The organism is Cupriavidus sp. 05N38, from assembly GCF_056397345.1.
Map to the genome: position 1 here is coordinate 1 of NZ_JBFTNF010000104.1, position 16,582 is coordinate 16,582.

The 16,582-nt window shown below is 68.3% G+C and carries 14 protein-coding genes; 13 read left to right on the forward strand and 1 reads right to left on the reverse strand.

Features of this window, described 5'->3' with window-relative positions; all coding sequences use genetic code 11:
• Window positions 1-1,273 (reverse strand): DEAD/DEAH box helicase (locus tag AC1DK4_RS38275; protein ID WP_477132176.1); only part of this gene is annotated, 1,273 nt, incomplete at its 3' end.
• Window positions 1,274-1,627: 354 nt separating this feature from the next.
• Between AC1DK4_RS38275 and AC1DK4_RS38280 the strand changes: the two genes are divergently transcribed.
• The 13 genes from AC1DK4_RS38280 to AC1DK4_RS38340 all read left to right on the forward strand — a co-directional run bounded on the left by AC1DK4_RS38280 (window position 1,628) and on the right by AC1DK4_RS38340 (window position 16,148).
• On the forward strand, window positions 1,628-3,316 hold the full coding sequence (locus AC1DK4_RS38280) for a ClcB-like voltage-gated chloride channel protein (protein WP_441624117.1): 1,689 nt from the start codon (window positions 1,628-1,630) through the stop codon (window positions 3,314-3,316).
• 121 nt (window positions 3,317-3,437) lie between these two features.
• A complete protein-coding gene (locus tag AC1DK4_RS38285) occupies window positions 3,438-3,812 on the forward strand; it encodes a hypothetical protein (protein ID WP_441624119.1) in 375 nt (124 codons plus the stop codon).
• A gap of 93 nt (window positions 3,813-3,905) precedes the next feature.
• Entirely contained in the window at window positions 3,906-5,258 is a 1,353-nt protein-coding gene (gene miaB, locus AC1DK4_RS38290) for a tRNA (N6-isopentenyl adenosine(37)-C2)-methylthiotransferase MiaB (RefSeq protein WP_441624121.1), read from the forward strand.
• 65 nt (window positions 5,259-5,323) lie between these two features.
• Window positions 5,324-6,322 (forward strand): PhoH family protein, encoded by a 999-nt coding sequence (locus AC1DK4_RS38295; protein WP_477132177.1) that lies wholly within the window; start codon window positions 5,324-5,326, stop codon window positions 6,320-6,322.
• A gap of 4 nt (window positions 6,323-6,326) precedes the next feature.
• Window positions 6,327-7,085, forward strand: coding sequence for an rRNA maturation RNase YbeY (gene ybeY, locus AC1DK4_RS38300; protein ID WP_441624124.1), 759 nt, complete (start codon window positions 6,327-6,329; stop codon window positions 7,083-7,085).
• A gap of 119 nt (window positions 7,086-7,204) precedes the next feature.
• Window positions 7,205-8,077, forward strand: coding sequence for an HlyC/CorC family transporter (locus AC1DK4_RS38305; protein WP_441624126.1), 873 nt, complete (start codon window positions 7,205-7,207; stop codon window positions 8,075-8,077).
• Window positions 8,074-9,663 (forward strand): apolipoprotein N-acyltransferase, encoded by a 1,590-nt coding sequence (gene lnt / locus AC1DK4_RS38310; RefSeq protein WP_441624128.1) that lies wholly within the window; start codon window positions 8,074-8,076, stop codon window positions 9,661-9,663. Before AC1DK4_RS38305 ends, lnt begins: the two co-directional genes overlap by 4 nt.
• A 455-nt stretch (window positions 9,664-10,118) precedes the next feature.
• Window positions 10,119-11,078, forward strand: a complete 960-nt coding sequence (gene glyQ / locus AC1DK4_RS38315; protein WP_441624130.1) for a glycine--tRNA ligase subunit alpha — start codon at window positions 10,119-10,121, stop codon at window positions 11,076-11,078.
• The gene (locus tag AC1DK4_RS38320; RefSeq protein WP_441624132.1) at window positions 11,075-11,722 is read left to right on the forward strand and encodes a hypothetical protein; all 648 of its coding nucleotides are present in this window, start codon (window positions 11,075-11,077) and stop codon (window positions 11,720-11,722) included. Before glyQ ends, AC1DK4_RS38320 begins: the two co-directional genes overlap by 4 nt.
• A gap of 36 nt (window positions 11,723-11,758) precedes the next feature.
• Entirely contained in the window at window positions 11,759-13,891 is a 2,133-nt protein-coding gene (gene glyS, locus AC1DK4_RS38325; protein ID WP_441624134.1) for a glycine--tRNA ligase subunit beta, read from the forward strand.
• A 27-nt stretch (window positions 13,892-13,918) separates the two neighbouring features.
• The gene (gene gmhB, locus AC1DK4_RS38330) at window positions 13,919-14,497 is read left to right on the forward strand and encodes a D-glycero-beta-D-manno-heptose 1,7-bisphosphate 7-phosphatase (protein ID WP_441624136.1); all 579 of its coding nucleotides are present in this window, start codon (window positions 13,919-13,921) and stop codon (window positions 14,495-14,497) included.
• Between the two features lie 17 nt (window positions 14,498-14,514).
• Entirely contained in the window at window positions 14,515-15,267 is a 753-nt protein-coding gene (locus tag AC1DK4_RS38335) for a lysophospholipid acyltransferase family protein (protein ID WP_441624138.1), read from the forward strand.
• A complete protein-coding gene (locus AC1DK4_RS38340; protein ID WP_441624140.1) occupies window positions 15,264-16,148 on the forward strand; it encodes a M48 family metallopeptidase in 885 nt (294 codons plus the stop codon). Before AC1DK4_RS38335 ends, AC1DK4_RS38340 begins: the two co-directional genes overlap by 4 nt.
• The last annotated feature ends 434 nt before the right edge of the window (window positions 16,149-16,582 follow it).

The following is a 16,582-nucleotide window of genomic DNA, read 5'->3' on the forward strand; positions in this document are numbered from 1 at the left end:
GCGCGCGCGCGCGCGGCTGGCCGCCGCCCGCCGGAGCCGGGGCACGGCCGCGGCCACCGCCGCCGCCATTGCCCTGGCCGCGTGCCTGCCGTCCCTTCTGGATCGGCTCGGGCGGGATCGAGGGGTCCACCTCGAAGCCCGGCAGCACGGTCTTCTCGATCTGGCGCTTGATCAGGCGCTCGATATCGCGCAGCAGCGCGGCCTCGTCCACGCACACCAGCGAGATCGCCTCGCCCTCTGCGCCGGCGCGGCCGGTACGGCCGATCCGGTGCACATAGTCTTCAGGCACGTTGGGCAGGTCGTAGTTGACCACGTGGGGCAGCTGGTCGATGTCGATCCCGCGCGCGGCGATATCGGTAGCCACCAGCAGGCGCAGCGTGCCGGCCTTGAACTCGGTCAGCGCGCGCGTGCGGGCGGACTGGCTCTTGTTGCCGTGGATCGCCAGCGCCGACAGGCCTTCCTTGTCGAGCTGCTCGGCCAGGCGGTTGGCGCCGTGCTTGGTCCGCGTAAACACCAGCACCTGGTGCCAGTCGTGCTCGCGCACCAGGTGGGCCAGCAGTTCGCGCTTGCGCTCGCGGTCCACCGGGTAGACGCGCTGGGCGACGGTTTCCGCGGTGGTATTGCGGCGTGCCACCTCGATCGAGGCGGGGTTGTCGAGCAGGCGGTCGGCCAGGCCACGGATCTCGTCCGAGAAGGTGGCCGAGAACAGCAGGTTCTGGCGCTTCGGCGGCAGGACGTTCAGGATCTTGCGGATGTCGTGGATGAAGCCCATGTCGAGCATGCGGTCGGCTTCGTCCAGCACCAGCATTTCCACGTGCGAGAGATCGATGGTGCGCTGGGACAAGTGATCCAGCAGGCGGCCCGGGGTGGCCACGACGATGTCGACGCCGCGCTTGAGCTGTTCGATCTGCGGGTTGATGCCCACGCCGCCGAACATCACCATCGAGCGCAGCTTGACGTACTTGCCGTAGTTGCGCACGCTTTCCTCGACCTGCGCCGCCAGTTCACGGGTGGGGGTCAGGACCAGTGCGCGCACCGGCGCGCGCTGACCGCGCACGGGCTCGCGGCTGGCCGGGGATTGGGACAGCAGTTGCAGCAGCGGCAGCGTGAAACCGGCCGTCTTGCCGGTGCCGGTCTGCGCGCCGGCGAGCAGGTCGCCTCCCTTGAGGATGGCGGGAATCGCCTGCGCTTGAATCGGGGTCGGCGTGGTATAGCCTTGTTCGGCCACGGCACGCACAAGCTTGTCGGACAAGCCAAGTTCGGAAAAAGACATGAATTGACGCTTCGGCCGCCCTTTGCGCACGTGGTGCGCCAATCGCGGGGGCGACGTGAGTGAGAAAACCGAAAACCGGGAAACACGACCGGCGAAGCGAGGCGACTGCCCCCGCTTCTTTGGAGGAAAGACCGCTAGTGTAACAGCCTGGCGTTTGCGCGCAGGTGCCGCACCTGTTTCAGAAAGTTCACCGCGTCATTGCGCGCGGCACGCCTCTTTGCAAGGCCCCCTGGAAAAAAGAGGCGTGCGCTGCGCTATGATGCTGCCAGCCAAGCCTTGCCCGGCCTGGCCCGTGGCCGCGCGGCGCACGGGCGCAGGCCGGCGCTTGGCCCCTCGCCCCCGGATGCAGACACGATGCGGTTCCGATTCATCGAAGACCAGGAAGTCACGCTTTTCACGGCCATCCCGGTCGGGATCGCCGCTGCCATCGTCACCACCCTGTTCAAGGAGGCGCTGGACGCCAGCGGCCTGGTCATGTTCGGCACGCGTGCCGATATCGTCACGGTGTTCGCGGGACTGGCGCTGGCCTGGCGCGTGGTCATCCCGACGCTCGGGGGCGTGGTCGCCGGCCTGCTGCTGACCGCCGCCGCGCGGCTCAACGCGGCCCAGCCGGGCGTCTCCGACTATATGGAGGCGGTTGCCAGCGGCACCGGACGCCTGCCGGTGCGCATCACCCTGCTGCGGGCGCTGTCTTCGTTCTGCTCCATCGTCACCGGGAGTTCGGTGGGCAAGGAAGGCGCCATGATCCAGCTGGCGGCGCTGTGCGGATCGCTCTTCCCGTCGGCGCGCACGCGCCCGGGCCCGGACGGCGACACCAACCTGCGGCGCATGCTCACTGCCTGCGCGGCCGCGGCCGGCCTGGCCTCGGTCTACCACACGCCGCTCTCGGCCGCGGTGTTCGTCGCCGAGGTGGTATTTGGCGCGGTGGCGGTGCAGCGGCTGATGCCGCTGTTCCTTGCCTCGGTGGCAGGCACCGTGGTCAGCCAGTTGCACGGTGGCCTGCAGCCGCTCTATCCCGGGCTCGTGGTGCCATCGGACATGCTGCACCCGCCGATGCTCGTGGCCGCCGCGCTGCTGGGCGTGCTGGCCGGGGTGGCCGGCGCCGGCTTCATGCGCGCCTCGGCGATGGCCAAGGGCGCCTTCTCGCGGCTGCCCGGCGGGCTGGTGCCGCGCCTCGCGCTGGGTGGCGCGATGGTGGGCGTGCTGGCGATCTGGGTGCCCGAGGTGGTCGGCAACGGCTACTACACCATCCAGTCGATCCTGCAGGCGCACCCGCTCAGCGTGCCGCTGGCCGGCGTGCTGCTGGCCAAGTTGCTGGCCACCGTGCTGAGCATGGGCTCGGGCGCGGTGGGCGGGGTGTTCACCCCGTCGCTGTTCGTGGGCGCGGCGCTCGGCCAGTTGCTGGCGCCCGCGGTGCCCGGCGGCAGCGGCGCGCCGCTGCTGCCCCTGGTGGGCATGTGCGCCTTCCTCGCGGCCACCAGCCAGGCGCCGCTGATGTCCGTGCTGATGGTGTTCGAGATGACGCTGGCGCCGGCGCTGCTGCTGCCCGGCATGATCGGCGCGGCGGCGGCTTACTACACGGCTTCGCGCTGCCAGACGCTGTCCCTCTATAGTGTGGTGGCCGAGCGTACGCAAGCCTCGGCCGCGGCCGAGCGCGCGCGGGCGCTGACGCTGGCCGGGCTGTGCGATCCCACCGACACCACCATCGGCCCCGACGCCACGCTCGGGCAGGCCAGCGACAAGTTCGCCGAGACCGGCACGCGCTATCTCTACCTGGTCTGCCCCGATGGCCGCCTGCTCGGGGCGCTGTCGATCCACGCCGTGCAGCGCGCGCTGCGCGAGCAGCCCGGGGCGGCGCTGCTGGGATTGTGCGAGCGCGACTTCCCCACGCTGACGCCCGAATCGCACCTGCCCGACGCCTTGCAACTGTTCACCCATCACGCGCTCAATCGGATCCCGCTGATCCGCGATGTGGCCGGGCGGGAACTGATGGGCACCGTGTCCAAGCAACGTGTGCTGCAAGAGGCATCCAGCCTTTTCTAGCCCGGCATGCGCGCAGCGCGGGAGGCCCCGCGAGCGCGGTAGAATGGTGGGTTACGCCGCGCTTTCCGAGGCGTCCCAGCGTTTTCCGAACCCAGTTCCCGAACCCCACGCCGGAGCCTCCATGCCAGCCAACCGTGCCGCGCGCCCTGCCCTGTTCGTCCGTGCCTGCCTGCTTGCCGCTTCGCTCGCCGCGGGCGCCGTCCTGCTGCCGGCAGGCGCGCAGGCGCAAGCGCCGCTGCGGGTGATTCCCGCGGACGCGGGCAAGGCCAGGCTGGTGATGGCCGCGCCGTCGCCGGCGGCGCCGCAGACGGCCACGCTCGACGGCAAGACCGTGGGCGTGGCGCCCGGGCTGCGGTTGTTCGGCACCGACAACCAGTTGCTGACGATCGGCTCCGTGGCCGGCCAGAAGCTGCCGGTACGCTTCAAGCTCGATCTCTATGGCCAGTTGCTGACGGCCTGGGTGCTGAGCGAGCTGGAACAGAAAGCGGCGCGATGATCGCTACCCGGGCCGCGGCGCGCAGCCGTGGCGCCGGGCGTATTTGTCCCCCCAAACCCTGATGCCCCCAGGTAAACCACTGAGACCGGCACCATGAAGAAAGTATTTGTCAAAACGTACGGCTGCCAGATGAACGAGTACGACTCGGACAAGATGGTGGACGTGCTCCATGCCACCGAAGGCCTGGAGAAGACCGACAACCCCGAGGACGCGGACGTGATCCTCTTCAACACCTGCTCGGTGCGCGAGAAGGCACAGGAGAAAGTGTTCTCCGAACTGGGCCGCATGAAGGCGCTCAAGGCGCTCAAGCCCGAGCTGGTGATCGGCGTGGGCGGCTGCGTGGCCAGCCAGGAAGGCGCTGCCATCGTGCAGCGCGCGCCCTACGTGGACGTGGTGTTCGGCCCGCAAACGCTGCACCGCCTGCCCGACATGATCAGCCGCCGCCGCCAGACCGGCCGCTCGCAGGTGGACATCTCCTTCCCCGAGATCGAGAAATTCGACTACCTGCCGCCGGCGCGCGTCGACGGCCCGAGCGCCTTCGTCTCGATCATGGAAGGCTGCTCCAAGTACTGCAGCTACTGCGTGGTGCCCTACACCCGAGGCGAGGAAGTCTCGCGCCCGTTCGAAGACGTGCTGGCGGAGATCGCCGGCCTGGCCGAACAAGGCGTGCGCGAGGTCACGCTGCTGGGCCAGAACGTCAACGCCTACCGCGGCGCCATGGGCGGCACCAGCGAGATCGCCGACTTCGCGCTGCTGATCGAGTACGTGGCCGAGATCCCCGGCATCGAGCGCATCCGCTACACCACCAGCCACCCGAAGGAATTCACTTCGCGCCTGATCGAGATGTACGAGCGCTGCCCGAAGCTGGTCAATCACCTGCACCTGCCGGTGCAGCATGCGTCGGACCGCATCCTGATGGCGATGAAGCGCGGCTACAGCGTGCTGGAATACAAGAGCATCATCCGCAAGTTGCGCGCGATCCGCCCCGACATGTCGCTGTCGTCGGACTTCATCGTCGGCTTCCCCGGCGAGACCGACGCGGACTTCGACAAGCTGATGGCGATGATCGAGGAGATCGGCTACGACACCTCGTTCTCCTTCATCTTCAGCCCGCGCCCCGGCACGCCGGCGGCCAACCTGTCGGACGACACGCCGCACGAGGTCAAGCTCAGGCGCCTGCAGCACCTGCAGGCCACCATCGAAGAAAACGTGCAGCGCATCAGCCGCGGCATGGTCGGCTCGGTGCAGCGCATCCTGGTCGAAGGCCCGGCGCGCAAGGACCCCACCGAGCTGCACGGCCGCACCGAGAACAACCGCGTGGTGAACTTCGCGCTGCCCGGCGTGCCGCAGGCCAGCCGCGACCGCCTGGTGGGCGAGATGGTGGAGGTGGCGATCACCGAGGCCTTCCCGCATTCGCTGCGCGGCGAGATCGTGGTGCGCCAGTAGGCCGAGACCGGCCGGCGCAGACCGGAACGACAACAAGAAACCCCGATCGGAAGCCCCGCTCCCAGATGAAGATCCCATCAGCAGAATTCGTCGCCCCCAAGGACGACAACACCCGCCTGCAGAACCTGTGCGGGCCGCTGGACGAAAACCTGCGCCAGATCGAGCAGGCAATGGACGTCACCATCCAGCGCCGCGGCCACCGCATGACGGTGCGTGGCACTTACGCGCGCGAAGCCGCGGCGGCGCTCGAGCGCTTCTATAACCAGGCCCGCAGCACGCTGTCGATCGACGACGTGCAGYTCGGCCTGGTGGAGGCGCGCCAGTCGGCCGCGCACGGCGCCTACGTGCCGGACGGCGGCGACGCCGCCGAAGCCGATCCCGGCGAGGACAACTCGCCGGTGCTGCACACGCGCCGCACCGGGCTGCAGGGCCGCACGCCGATGCAGCGCGACTACCTGCGCAATATCCTCGGCCACGACCTGACCCTGGGCATCGGCCCGGCCGGCACCGGCAAGACCTACCTGGCGGTGGCCTGCGCCGTGGACGCGCTCGAGCGCGACGCGGTCAAGCGCATCGTGCTGACCCGCCCCGCGGTGGAGGCCGGCGAGCGGCTGGGCTTCCTGCCGGGCGACCTGGCGCAGAAGGTCGACCCCTATCTGCGCCCCCTCTACGACGCGCTGTACGACCTGCTCGGCTACGACCGCACGCAGAAGATGTTCGAGCGGCAGATGATCGAGATCGCGCCGCTGGCCTATATGCGCGGGCGCACGCTCAACCACGCCTTCATCATCCTGGACGAAGCCCAGAACACCACGCCGGAGCAGATGAAGATGTTCCTGACGCGGATCGGCTTCGGCGCCAAGGCCGTGATCACCGGCGACACCACGCAGATCGACCTGCCGCGCGGCCAGAAGAGCGGCCTGGTGGAGGCGCAGCATGTGCTGCGCGACGTGCGCGGCGTCGCCATGACCCGCTTTACCAGCATCGACGTGGTGCGCCATCCGCTGGTGGCGCGCATCGTGGATGCCTATGACGAATACCATGCCCAGCACAGGGATGCCTGACCGAATGACCGCCAACACCAACACCAGCGCCAAGAGCGCCCCCGCCAGCCTGATCCTGTTCGACGCCGACGGGCGCGCGCGCAAGGCGCAGGCCCACGCCGTGCGCGTGCAGCTGCCCGACGGCCGCAGCATCACCGTGGACCTCTCGCAGGCCGCCGACGGCGTGCTCGCGCTGCTCGCCGAACACACCGACGACCGCCAGCAGGCCGGCCTGCTGGTGCGCCCGGACAACCATGACGCGCTGTCGGTGGCTGTCACCGCCACGCCCGTGGTCACCACCACCGGCACGCCCGCCACGCCGCCCGGGCTGGAACTGGCGCTGCAGTACGGCGACGGCATCAAGGGCCGCCGCGGCCTGCCCACGCAGCGCAAGGTGCAGACCTGGGTGAAATCGGCGCTCTATGCCGACGCCGCCCTGACCATCCGCTTCGTCGGCGAAGAAGAAGGCCGCGGCCTGAACCGCAGCTACCGCGGCAAGGACTACGCCACCAATGTGCTGACCTTCGCCTACGCCGAGCACGAGTCCGACCCGGTCAGCGGCGATATCGTGCTGTGCTGCCCGGTGGTGGAGCAGGAAGCACGCGAGCAGAAGAAGTCGCTCGAAGCGCACTATGCCCATCTCATCGTCCATGGCGTGCTGCACGCCCAGGGCTACGAGCACGAGGACGACGCCGAGGCCGAGGAGATGGAAGCGATCGAGACCGAGACGCTTCAGGCGCTCGGTTTCGCCGACCCCTACCTGGCACACGGCAAGGGCGCCTGAGCCCCTCCCGCCCATGGCCGCGCGGTGCGATGCCTGCGTCGCGCGGCCTTGCGCTGTCACGGAACGCAAACTCTTTTGGTGTATCCTTTGAGCGATCTCCACCACGCGCTAGCCGCGCCATGAACGACCCTTATCCCAGTTCGAAGCCAGCCGACCGACCCCGATCCCTGCTCGAACGGCTTTCGGATTTCATTTCGCCCGAGCCCGATTCCCGTGTTGAACTGCTGGCGGTGCTGCAGGACGCACACGCCCGCAACCTGATCGACGCCGACTCGCTCTCCATGATCGAGGGCGTATTCCAGGTCTCCGAGCTGACCGCGCGCGACATCATGGTGCCGCGCGGCCAGATGGACATGGTCAATATCGCCGATGCGCCGGAGAGCTTCATCCCCTTCATGCGGCAGACAGCGCACTCGCGCTTCCCCGTCTACGAAGGCAGCCGCGACAACGTCATCGGCATCCTGCTGGCCAAGGATCTGCTGCGCTATTACACGGACGACGAATTCGACCTGCGCGAGACCCTGCGCCCGGCGGTCTTCATTCCCGAATCGAAGCGCCTCAATATCCTGCTGCGCGAGTTCCGCATCAACCGCAACCACATCGCCATGGTGGTGGACGAATACGGCGGTGTCGCCGGCCTGGTCACCATCGAGGACGTGCTGGAGCAGATCGTGGGCGACATCGAGGACGAATTCGACCTCGACGAGGACCACGACAACATCGTGCAGCTGCCCGACGGCGGCTGGCGCGTGCACGGCCTGACCGAGATCGAGCAGTTCAACGAGACCTTCGGCACCCATTTCTCCGACCAGGACGTGGACACCGTGGGCGGCCTGCTGAGCAATCACCTCGGCCATGTGCCGCATCGCGGCGAGGTGGTGGTGTTGCCGCCGATCCGCTTCGAGGTGCTGCGCGCCGACGCCCGCCAGGCGCACCTGCTGCTGGTACGCCGCGAAGCGGCCCTCGCCCCGCCTGAAGTGGACGGCGCATGAGGCGCCTGTTCGCAACCGATGCCGGCGCGGCAAGCGCCGGCCGCGACGACGCGCGCGGCGCCAGCCTGCCGCGCCTGCTGCTTGCCGCCATGCTCGGCGTGGCCCATACCCAGGCCTACGCGCCGCACACCTGGTGGTGGCTTCAATTGCTGTCGCTGGCCGGGCTGGTAGCGCTGGTCGCCGACGCGCCGCGCGCGCGCAGCGCCGCCGCCACCGCCTACGCCTTCGGCCTGGGCTGGTTCCTGTCCGGCGTGTGGTGGCTCTATATCAGCATGCACGTCTATGGCGAGATGCCGGCCTGGATGGCGATCCTGGCCGTCCTGCTGTTCGCCGCCTTTCTATCGCTCTACCCGGCACTGGCTGCCGCTGCCTGGCACTGGCTGGGCGCACGCCGGCGCTCGTCGTCCACGCCGGGGCTCGCGCTGGCTTTCGGCGCGGCGTGGGGCTTGTCGGAATGGCTGCGCGGCGTGATCTTTACCGGCTTCCCGTGGCTGTCGAGCGGCTACGCCCACAGCGATGGCCCGCTGGCCGGCTTTGCGCCGCTGGTGGGCGTGTACGGCATCGGTGCGCTGGCCGCGGCCGTGGCCGCCCTGCTGGTGGCGGCGGTGCGCGGCTTCGGCCGCGGGGCGGGCCGCGGAAGCCGGCGCAACGGCCTGATCGCCCTGGCGATCGCATTTGCCCTGCCCCTGGCTGGCGCGGCGCTGGCGCCGGTGGCCTGGACCACGCCCGCCGGCAAGCCCGTCTCGGTGCGGCTGCTGCAAGGCAATGTGGCGCAGGACATCAAGTTCGAAGCGGTCGGCGTGCAGCGCTCGATCGAGCTATACCGCGACCTCATCACGGCGGCTCCGGCCGACCTGGTGGTCACGCCGGAGACAGCCTTCCCGGTGATCCTGCAGGACCTGCCGGTAGACATTGCCATCGCGCTGCGCGATTTCAGCGCCGCCAGCGGCACCACCGTGCTGTTCGGCGCGGCAGGCGCGGATTCGCCGATCGACTTCACCAACAGTGTGTTCGGCCTGGGCCCGCTGACCAAGCAGCTCTACCGCTACAACAAGCACCACCTGGTGCCGTTCGGCGAGTTCATCCCGTTCGGCTTCCACTGGTTCGTCAACATGATGAAGATGCCGCTGGGGGATTTCCGCCGCGGCGGACTGGACCAGGCGCCGCTGCCGGTGCGCGGCATCATGGTGGCACCCAATATCTGCTACGAGGATCTGTTCGGCGAGGAAATCGCCGAAACCCTGCGCAGCCAGCCGGTGCCGGCCAATATCCTGGCCAACGTCACCAACCTGGCCTGGTTCGGCGACACCGTCGCGCTGGACCAGCATCTGCAGATCTCGCGCATGCGCGCACTTGAAACGCGCCGGCCGATGCTGCGCGCGACCAATACCGGCATGACCGCCGTGGTGAGGCCGGATGGCACGGTGAGCGAACGCCTGCCCACCTTCACGGTCGGCACGCTGGCGGCCACGGTGCAGGGCACGCAGGGACTCACCCCCTTCGTGCGCTGGGGCAACGTGCCCGCTCTGGCCTGCTGCCTGCTGGTGCTGGTGGCCGCCGCCTGGCGGCGGCGCGCGCGCGGCTAGGCCGCTACGCCAGCCACCGCAGACAGCAGCGCGGCGGCGATCATCACGGCGATGGCGACGATATAGGGCTTGCGAGAAAGAAGCGACATGACCGGTGTCCCCCGTATAGATTGATTCGGACGGTTCGGCTGTTATGCACAGCTCTACCTAATACTGTATACAAAAACGCTAACGACAAGTATCGGCCAGGCCTTTAGGAGGCTTCGGTGTTTACCCGATTCGTTGCGAAACACCGACACCCGCTCGCGGCCTCGCAGCGCTGCGCCGGTGCCGCGAGACATGCAAGGGCCGTGCCGATGGCGGGCGGGGCAAAAAAAACCGATAGAATTCAGGGTTTGGCACGATTCCCGTGAGTCGCCATGGCGGCTTTGCCGCCGGGCCTCCGCCCTTGCCTGCCGGCCCTGCGTGATCGAGCACCACATGCGGGCCCTTACTCGTCTTCGTCGTCTTCGCCTATGCTGACCTTCCAACAAATGATCCTCACCCTGCAGGCCTACTGGGACCGGCAGGGCTGCGCACTCCTGCAACCCATCGATCTGGAGGTCGGCGCCGGCACGTCGCACGTGCACACCTTCCTGCGCGCAATCGGCCCCGAGCCCTGGCGCGCGGCCTATGTGCAGCCGTCGCGCCGCCCCAAGGACGGGCGCTACGGCGAGAATCCCAACCGCCTGCAGCACTACTACCAGTACCAGGTGGTGCTCAAGCCCGCGCCCGAGAACATCCTGGAGCTGTACCTGGGCTCGCTGGAAGCGCTGGGCCTGGATCTCAAGCAGAACGACATCCGCTTTGTCGAGGACGACTGGGAAAACCCCACGCTCGGCGCCTGGGGCCTGGGCTGGGAAGTCTGGCTSAAYGGCATGGAAGTGACGCAGTTCACCTACTTCCAGCAGGTCGGCGGCATCGACTGCAAGCCCATCACCGGCGAGATCACCTACGGTATCGAGCGCCTGGCGATGTACCTGCAGAAGGTCGAGAACGTCTATGACCTGGTCTGGACCGAGTGGGAAGAGAACGGCAAGACGCGCCGCCTGACCTACGGCGACGTGTACCACCAGAACGAAGTGGAGCAGTCCACCTACAACTTCGAGCAGAGCAACGCGGAAATCCTGTTCCGTCACTTCTCGGAGCACGAGGCGGAAGCCAAGCGCCTGATGGGTACCGTCGAGGGGCAGCAGGAGGCATCGGAAGACGCCGCCGCGCAGGCCGCCAAGCGCCTGCCGCTGCCGGCCTACGAGCAGCTGCTCAAGGCCGCGCATACCTTCAACCTGCTGGACGCGCGCGGCGCGATCTCGGTCACCGAGCGCGCCGCCTACATCGGTCGCATCCGCAACCTGTCGCGCTCGGTCGCACAGGCCTATTACGAATCGCGCGAGGCGCTCGGCTTCCCGATGTGCGAGCGCGAGGCTGCCGCATGACGCGCGCCGCGCGCGGCGCCTTGCGCCGGGGCGCTGCCCTGGCGGTGCTGGCCCTGGCCGCGCATGGCGCCGCCAGGGCCGCCGTGCCCGTGCCCAGCCCGCAGGTGCTGTACCTGCCGGCCGACCTGTCCAATGTGTGCGAGGCCAATCCGCAGGCGCTGCAACAGGCCATCGACCGGCACTGGCATGGTGCGTTCGGCCCCAACAACTCGCTGGACCAGTGGACCCAGCTGGTGCGCACGTTCTCGTGCGACCTGTCGGGCTCCAAGGACCTGGGCTGGCACCGCGTGCCGTTGCGCGCCTACGAGAGCGCAATCCGCTACCCGCTGACCTGGACCGAGACCGAAACCGTCAACGGCCGGGTGCGGCGCCAGATCAAGACCTACTACTCGGCGGCGCAGCTGCCGCCCAGGATCGATTTCTGGGTCAGCGGCCGCATCGACGAGATCCGCTACGACAAGCGCCTGCGCCGGCTCGATGCGCGCTTCTTCGCGCCGCGTCCCGCTCCCGGCGCGCCTGGCGCACGCGGCAGCAGCGCCGCCGGCGCAGACACTGAGTGCGTGGCGACCACGCTGCAATTCCGCCAGCAGAACGGCCTGTGGCTGCTGTCCGGCGTAGAACCCACTACCGCACCGCGCTGCTGACGCGCAGCGCGTGCCCCAACTTGCTGGAAACGATTCATGTCGCAACTCCTGACCGATTCGAACGATACGCTGCTGATCGAGCTGTTCACCGAAGAGCTGCCGCCCAAGGCGCTGGCGCGACTGGGCGACGCCTTCGCGCAGGGCCTGTTCGCGGGCCTTTCGGGCCAAGGCCTGCTCGATGACGGCGCCGCCGTCACCGCGTTCGCCACGCCGCGCCGCCTGGCCGCGCAGGTGACCCGCGTGCGCCGCAACGCGCCCGACCGCGAGCAGCGCGAGAAGGTGCTGCCGCTGTCCGTGGCGCTCGACGCCAATGGCGAGCCGACCGCCCCGCTGGCCAAGAAGCTGGCCGCGCTGGCCAAGTCGGTGGGCGTCGAGTCGATCGACTGGCAGGGCCTGGAGCGCGCCTCCGACGGCAAGGCGGACGCCTTGTTCTACCGCTACACCGCGCGCGGCGCGGAACTGGTGGCAGGCCTGCAGGCCGCGCTCGACGACACCATCGCCCGCCTGCCCATCCCCAAGGTGATGAGCTACCAGCGCCCGGACGGCAGCACCGTGAACTTCGTGCGCCCCGCGCACCGCCTGATCGCCCTGCTCGGCGCCGAAGTGGTGCCGGTGAGCGCGCTGGGGCTGCAGGCAGGCCGGACCACGCTGGGCCACCGCTTCCTGTCGGACGGCGAGATCGAGATCGCCCATGCCGGCGAATACGCCGCCGTGCTGGAATCGAAGGGCCGCGTGCTGGCCAGCTACGCCGGGCGCCGCGAGCGCATCCGCACCACGCTGCTGGAGCAGGCCGGCGCCGACCAGGTCATCATGCCCGACGCCCTGCTCGACGAGGTCAACTCGCTGGTCGAATGGCCCGTGGTCTATCCCTGCCACTTCGAGGAGGCCTTCCTCGAAGTCCCGCAGGAATGCCTGATCCTGACCATGCAGACCAACCAGAAGTACTTCGCCCTGACCGACGCCGCCGGCCACCTGCGCAATCGCTTCCTGATCGTCTCCAACCTGGCCACCGACACGCCGCAGTCCATCATCACCGGCAACGAGCGCGTGGTGCGCCCGCGCCTGGCGGACGCCAAGTTCTTCTTCGACCAGGACCGCAAGAAGACCCTGGCCTCGCGCGTGCCGCAACTGGGCAGCGTGGTCTACCACAACAAGATCGGCACGCAGCTCGACCGCGTGCAGCGCCTGCAGCAGATTGCCGGCCATATCGCCGATGCCATGGCCGCGGCGGGCCTCGCCGTCGACAAGGCGGCCGCCATGCGCGGCGCCGAGCTGGCCAAGGCCGACCTGCTGACCGACATGGTGGGCGAATTCCCCGAGCTGCAGGGCACCATGGGCACCTACTACGCGCGCCACGACAGCGAGGCTGAAGAAGTGGCGCTGGCCTGCTCCGAGCACTATCGCCCGCGCTTTGCCGGCGATGCGCTGCCCGCGGGCGCGGTGAGCCTGGCCGTGGCACTGGCCGACAAGCTCGAGACGCTGGTCGGCATCTGGGGCATCGGCCTGTCGCCCACCGGCGAGAAGGACCCGTTCGCGCTGCGCCGCCATGCGCTGGGCATCCTGCGCATGCTGGTGGAGACGCCGCTGCCGCTGTCGGTGGACGCGCTGCTGCAGATCGCACAGCAGTCCTTCGCCGGCATCGCCGCGGTCAAGCCGGCGCAGGACGCCATCGCCGACTTCCTCTACGACCGCCTGCGCGGCTACCTGAAGGACAAGGGCTACACCAGCAATGAAGTCGAAGCGGTGGTAAGCCAGCGCCCGCAGCGCCTGGACGACATCCTGGCGCGCCTGGAAGCCGTGCGCACCTTCGCCGCCCTGCCCGAGGCCGAAGCCCTGGCCGCGGCCAACAAGCGCATCACCAACATCCTGCGCAAGAACACCGATCCCGTGGGCCAGGTGCAGCCGGCGCTGCTGCAGGAAGCCGCCGAAAGCGCGCTGCACGGCGCCGTGGAAAGCGTGCGCCCGCAGGTGGAAGCCGCCTTCGCCAGCGGCGACTTCGCCGCCGCGCTGCGCGACCTGGCGCAGCTGCGCGACGCAGTGGACCGCTTCTTCAACGACGTCATGGTGATGGCCGAGGATGCGCAGCTGCGCGCCAACCGGCTGGCATTGCTGGCCTCGCTGCACGTGCTGGCCAACCGCGTGGCCGACATCTCCAAGCTCGCCGCGTAAGCGGCGGCACCATACCCGGAGGCCATCATGCCGCAGACACCGCCCAAGCTTGTCATCCTGGACCGCGACGGGGTGGTCAACCTCGACAGCGACCAGTTCATCAAGACACCGGACGAATGGATCGCCATCGACGGCAGCCTGGAAGCGATCGCCTCGCTCAACCAGGCCGGCCATCGCGTGGTGATCGTCAGCAACCAGTCCGGCATCGGCCGCGGCCTGTTCGAGATGAGCGCGCTCAACGCCATGCACGAGAAGATGCACAAGGCGCTGGCCAATCTCGGCGGGCGCGTCGATGCGGTCTTCTTCTGCCCGCATACCGCGGCGGACGGCTGCGACTGCCGCAAGCCCAAGCCCGGCATGCTCGAAGAGCTGTCGGACCGCTTCGGCATCGAGCTCAAGGGCGTGCCGCTGGTGGGCGATTCGCTGCGCGACCTCCAAGCCGGCGTGGCGATGGCCTGCGCTCCGCACCTGGTGCTGACCGGCAAGGGCGCCAAGACCTTCGAGAAGGGCGGCCTGCCGGCGGGCACGCTGGTCCACGATGACCTGCGCGCCTTCGCGCGCTGGCTGCTCACCGGTGACGGCGCTCCGCGCCTGGCCGCCTCCTGACCCCCCTTACTGCGCCAATGATCTTTCTTCGTTCCCTGCTGTTCGCGCTGTACCTGCTGGTATTGACGCCGCCTTACGCCTGCGCGTGCTTCATCGCCTTCCCGTTCATGAGCGCCAACCGCCGCTACGCCTTCGTACGCGGCTGGCCGCGGCTGGTGATCGGCGCGGCGGCGCTGATCTGCGGCATCCGCTACCGCTTCGAAGGCTACGAGAACTTCGACAGCGTGCTCGACAAGCCGGTGGTAGTGCTGTCCAAGCACCAGTCGGCCTGGGAAACCGTGGCCTACGTGGCCACCATGCCCAAGCCGATGTGCTTCGTGTTCAAGCGCGAACTGCTGATGGTGCCCTTCTTCGGCTGGGCCCTCGGCATGCTCAAGATGGTGCATATCAACCGCAAGGAAGGCACCCGCGCGTTTGCCTCGGCCGTGCGCCAGGGCCGCGAACGGTTGGCCGAAGGCGCCTGGATCATCATGTTCCCGGAAGGCACGCGCACGCCCTCGGGCCTGGAAAAGACCCGCTACAAGAGCGGTGGCGCACGGCTCGCGGTGGAGACCGGCGCCTGGGTGGTGCCGCTCGCGGTCAACTCCGGCCGCCTCTGGCCGCGCAATACGTTCCTGAAATATCCGGGCACCATCACGGTTTCGGTCGGCCCGCCGATCCCCTCGGCCAACAAGACCGCCGATCAACTCAATCAAGAGGTTGAAGCGTGGATCGAGCAAGATATGCGTAGAATCGACGCCGAGAGCTACCGGAGCCGCGAGCCCGCATGAAATTGCTGCGCCAATCCCCCGACGCCCCAGGTTCCCAGATGGAGCTGCCGTTGTCCGACGCCCTTGCCGGCGAGGACAAGGCGCCCGGCACGGTGCCAGGGGGATTCGCGCCGGCGCAGCCCCTCTTGCCCGTCGCGCAGCCCTGGCCGCTGCCGCAACCCAACGCTCGCCGCCTGCAGGTCGGCGAACGCAGCGTGCACTACACGCTCAAGCGCTCTTCGCGCCGGACCATCGGCTTCACCGTGGACGACCGCGGCCTGTCCATCACCGCGCCACGCTGGGTAACCCTGGCCGACATCGAATCCGCCATCTTCGAAAAGCAGCGCTGGATCTTCAACAAGCTGGGCGAATGGCAGCACCGCGAAGCCCGCCGCGTGCTGCCTACCGTGCAATGGCGCGAAGGCGCCAGCCTGCCCTTCCTGGGCCAGCCCATCACGCTGAAGCTCGAATCGCCCGCCGGCGTCCTGGTGTTCGACGCCGACACCCGCACGCTGCACCTGGCGCTGCCGGCCAACGCCGACGAGCAGCAGATCAAGGATCGCGTGCAGGGCTGGCTGCAAGGCCAGGCCAGGCGCCTGCTGGCACAGCGCCTGGATATCTACGCCAACAAGCTCGGCGTGCGCCACAACGCCTTCGCCCTGACCTCCGCCGCCACGCGCTGGGGCAGCTGCACCGCCGACGGCAAGATCCGCCTGAACTGGCGGCTGATGCATTTCCCGCTGTCGATGATCGACTACGTGGCTGCGCATGAGCTGGCGCATCTCAAGGAGATGAACCACAGTCCAAGGTTCTGGGATACGGTGGCATCGATCTTTCCTGAGTTCCGGGATGCCAGGGCACAGCTGCGGGCGCATCCGCCGGAGTTGTTGCCGACTTTTTGAGATGGGGTTGTTGATGGCTGGTGTTGTTTGATGCGCTGGTGTCTTGTGGTTGGCGCTTGTGCTTCAACGTCAACGTCAACCTCACAGTCAAAGTCAAAGTCAACGGCTTTCGCTCCCCCGGAGCGACCTACTTTCTTTTCCCCGAAAAGAAAGTAGGCAAAGAAAGCGGGCTGCCTGGCCGGCAGGGGCAGAGACGTTGGAGTTTCTCGTGTTGCTGGTTTCGTCGTGGGGCTCGTGGTTCTGCTTGCATCCTGCCGTTACCGGCGCGGGCGGCTGCGATCTTGCTGGCGGCAGTGGTTTCGCGGTCAGACCTATGATGGCGAACACACTGCTTGTCCGCCCATCTGCCGTTACCGGCTTAAGCGGCCACGACATAGCATCCTCGTGGTTTCGTGGTGGGCGCGGTGGACCGGGGCGCGGGTGTCAGCGGGTAC

What these genes read in the sequence shown, in the direction of transcription:
- AC1DK4_RS38280 (WP_441624117.1), top strand. Translation starts at nt 1,628, where the DNA reads ATGCGGTTCCGATTCATCGAAGACCAGGAAGTCACGCTTTTCACGGCC.
- AC1DK4_RS38285 (WP_441624119.1), top strand. Translation starts at nt 3,438, where the DNA reads ATGCCAGCCAACCGTGCCGCGCGCCCTGCCCTGTTCGTCCGTGCCTGC.
- miaB (WP_441624121.1), top strand. Translation starts at nt 3,906, where the DNA reads ATGAAGAAAGTATTTGTCAAAACGTACGGCTGCCAGATGAACGAGTAC.
- ybeY (WP_441624124.1), top strand. Translation starts at nt 6,327, where the DNA reads ATGACCGCCAACACCAACACCAGCGCCAAGAGCGCCCCCGCCAGCCTG.
- AC1DK4_RS38305 (WP_441624126.1), top strand. Translation starts at nt 7,205, where the DNA reads ATGAACGACCCTTATCCCAGTTCGAAGCCAGCCGACCGACCCCGATCC.
- lnt (WP_441624128.1), top strand. Translation starts at nt 8,074, where the DNA reads ATGAGGCGCCTGTTCGCAACCGATGCCGGCGCGGCAAGCGCCGGCCGC.
- AC1DK4_RS38320 (WP_441624132.1), top strand. Translation starts at nt 11,075, where the DNA reads ATGACGCGCGCCGCGCGCGGCGCCTTGCGCCGGGGCGCTGCCCTGGCG.
- glyS (WP_441624134.1), top strand. Translation starts at nt 11,759, where the DNA reads ATGTCGCAACTCCTGACCGATTCGAACGATACGCTGCTGATCGAGCTG.
- gmhB (WP_441624136.1), top strand. Translation starts at nt 13,919, where the DNA reads ATGCCGCAGACACCGCCCAAGCTTGTCATCCTGGACCGCGACGGGGTG.
- AC1DK4_RS38335 (WP_441624138.1), top strand. Translation starts at nt 14,515, where the DNA reads ATGATCTTTCTTCGTTCCCTGCTGTTCGCGCTGTACCTGCTGGTATTG.
- AC1DK4_RS38340 (WP_441624140.1), top strand. Translation starts at nt 15,264, where the DNA reads ATGAAATTGCTGCGCCAATCCCCCGACGCCCCAGGTTCCCAGATGGAG.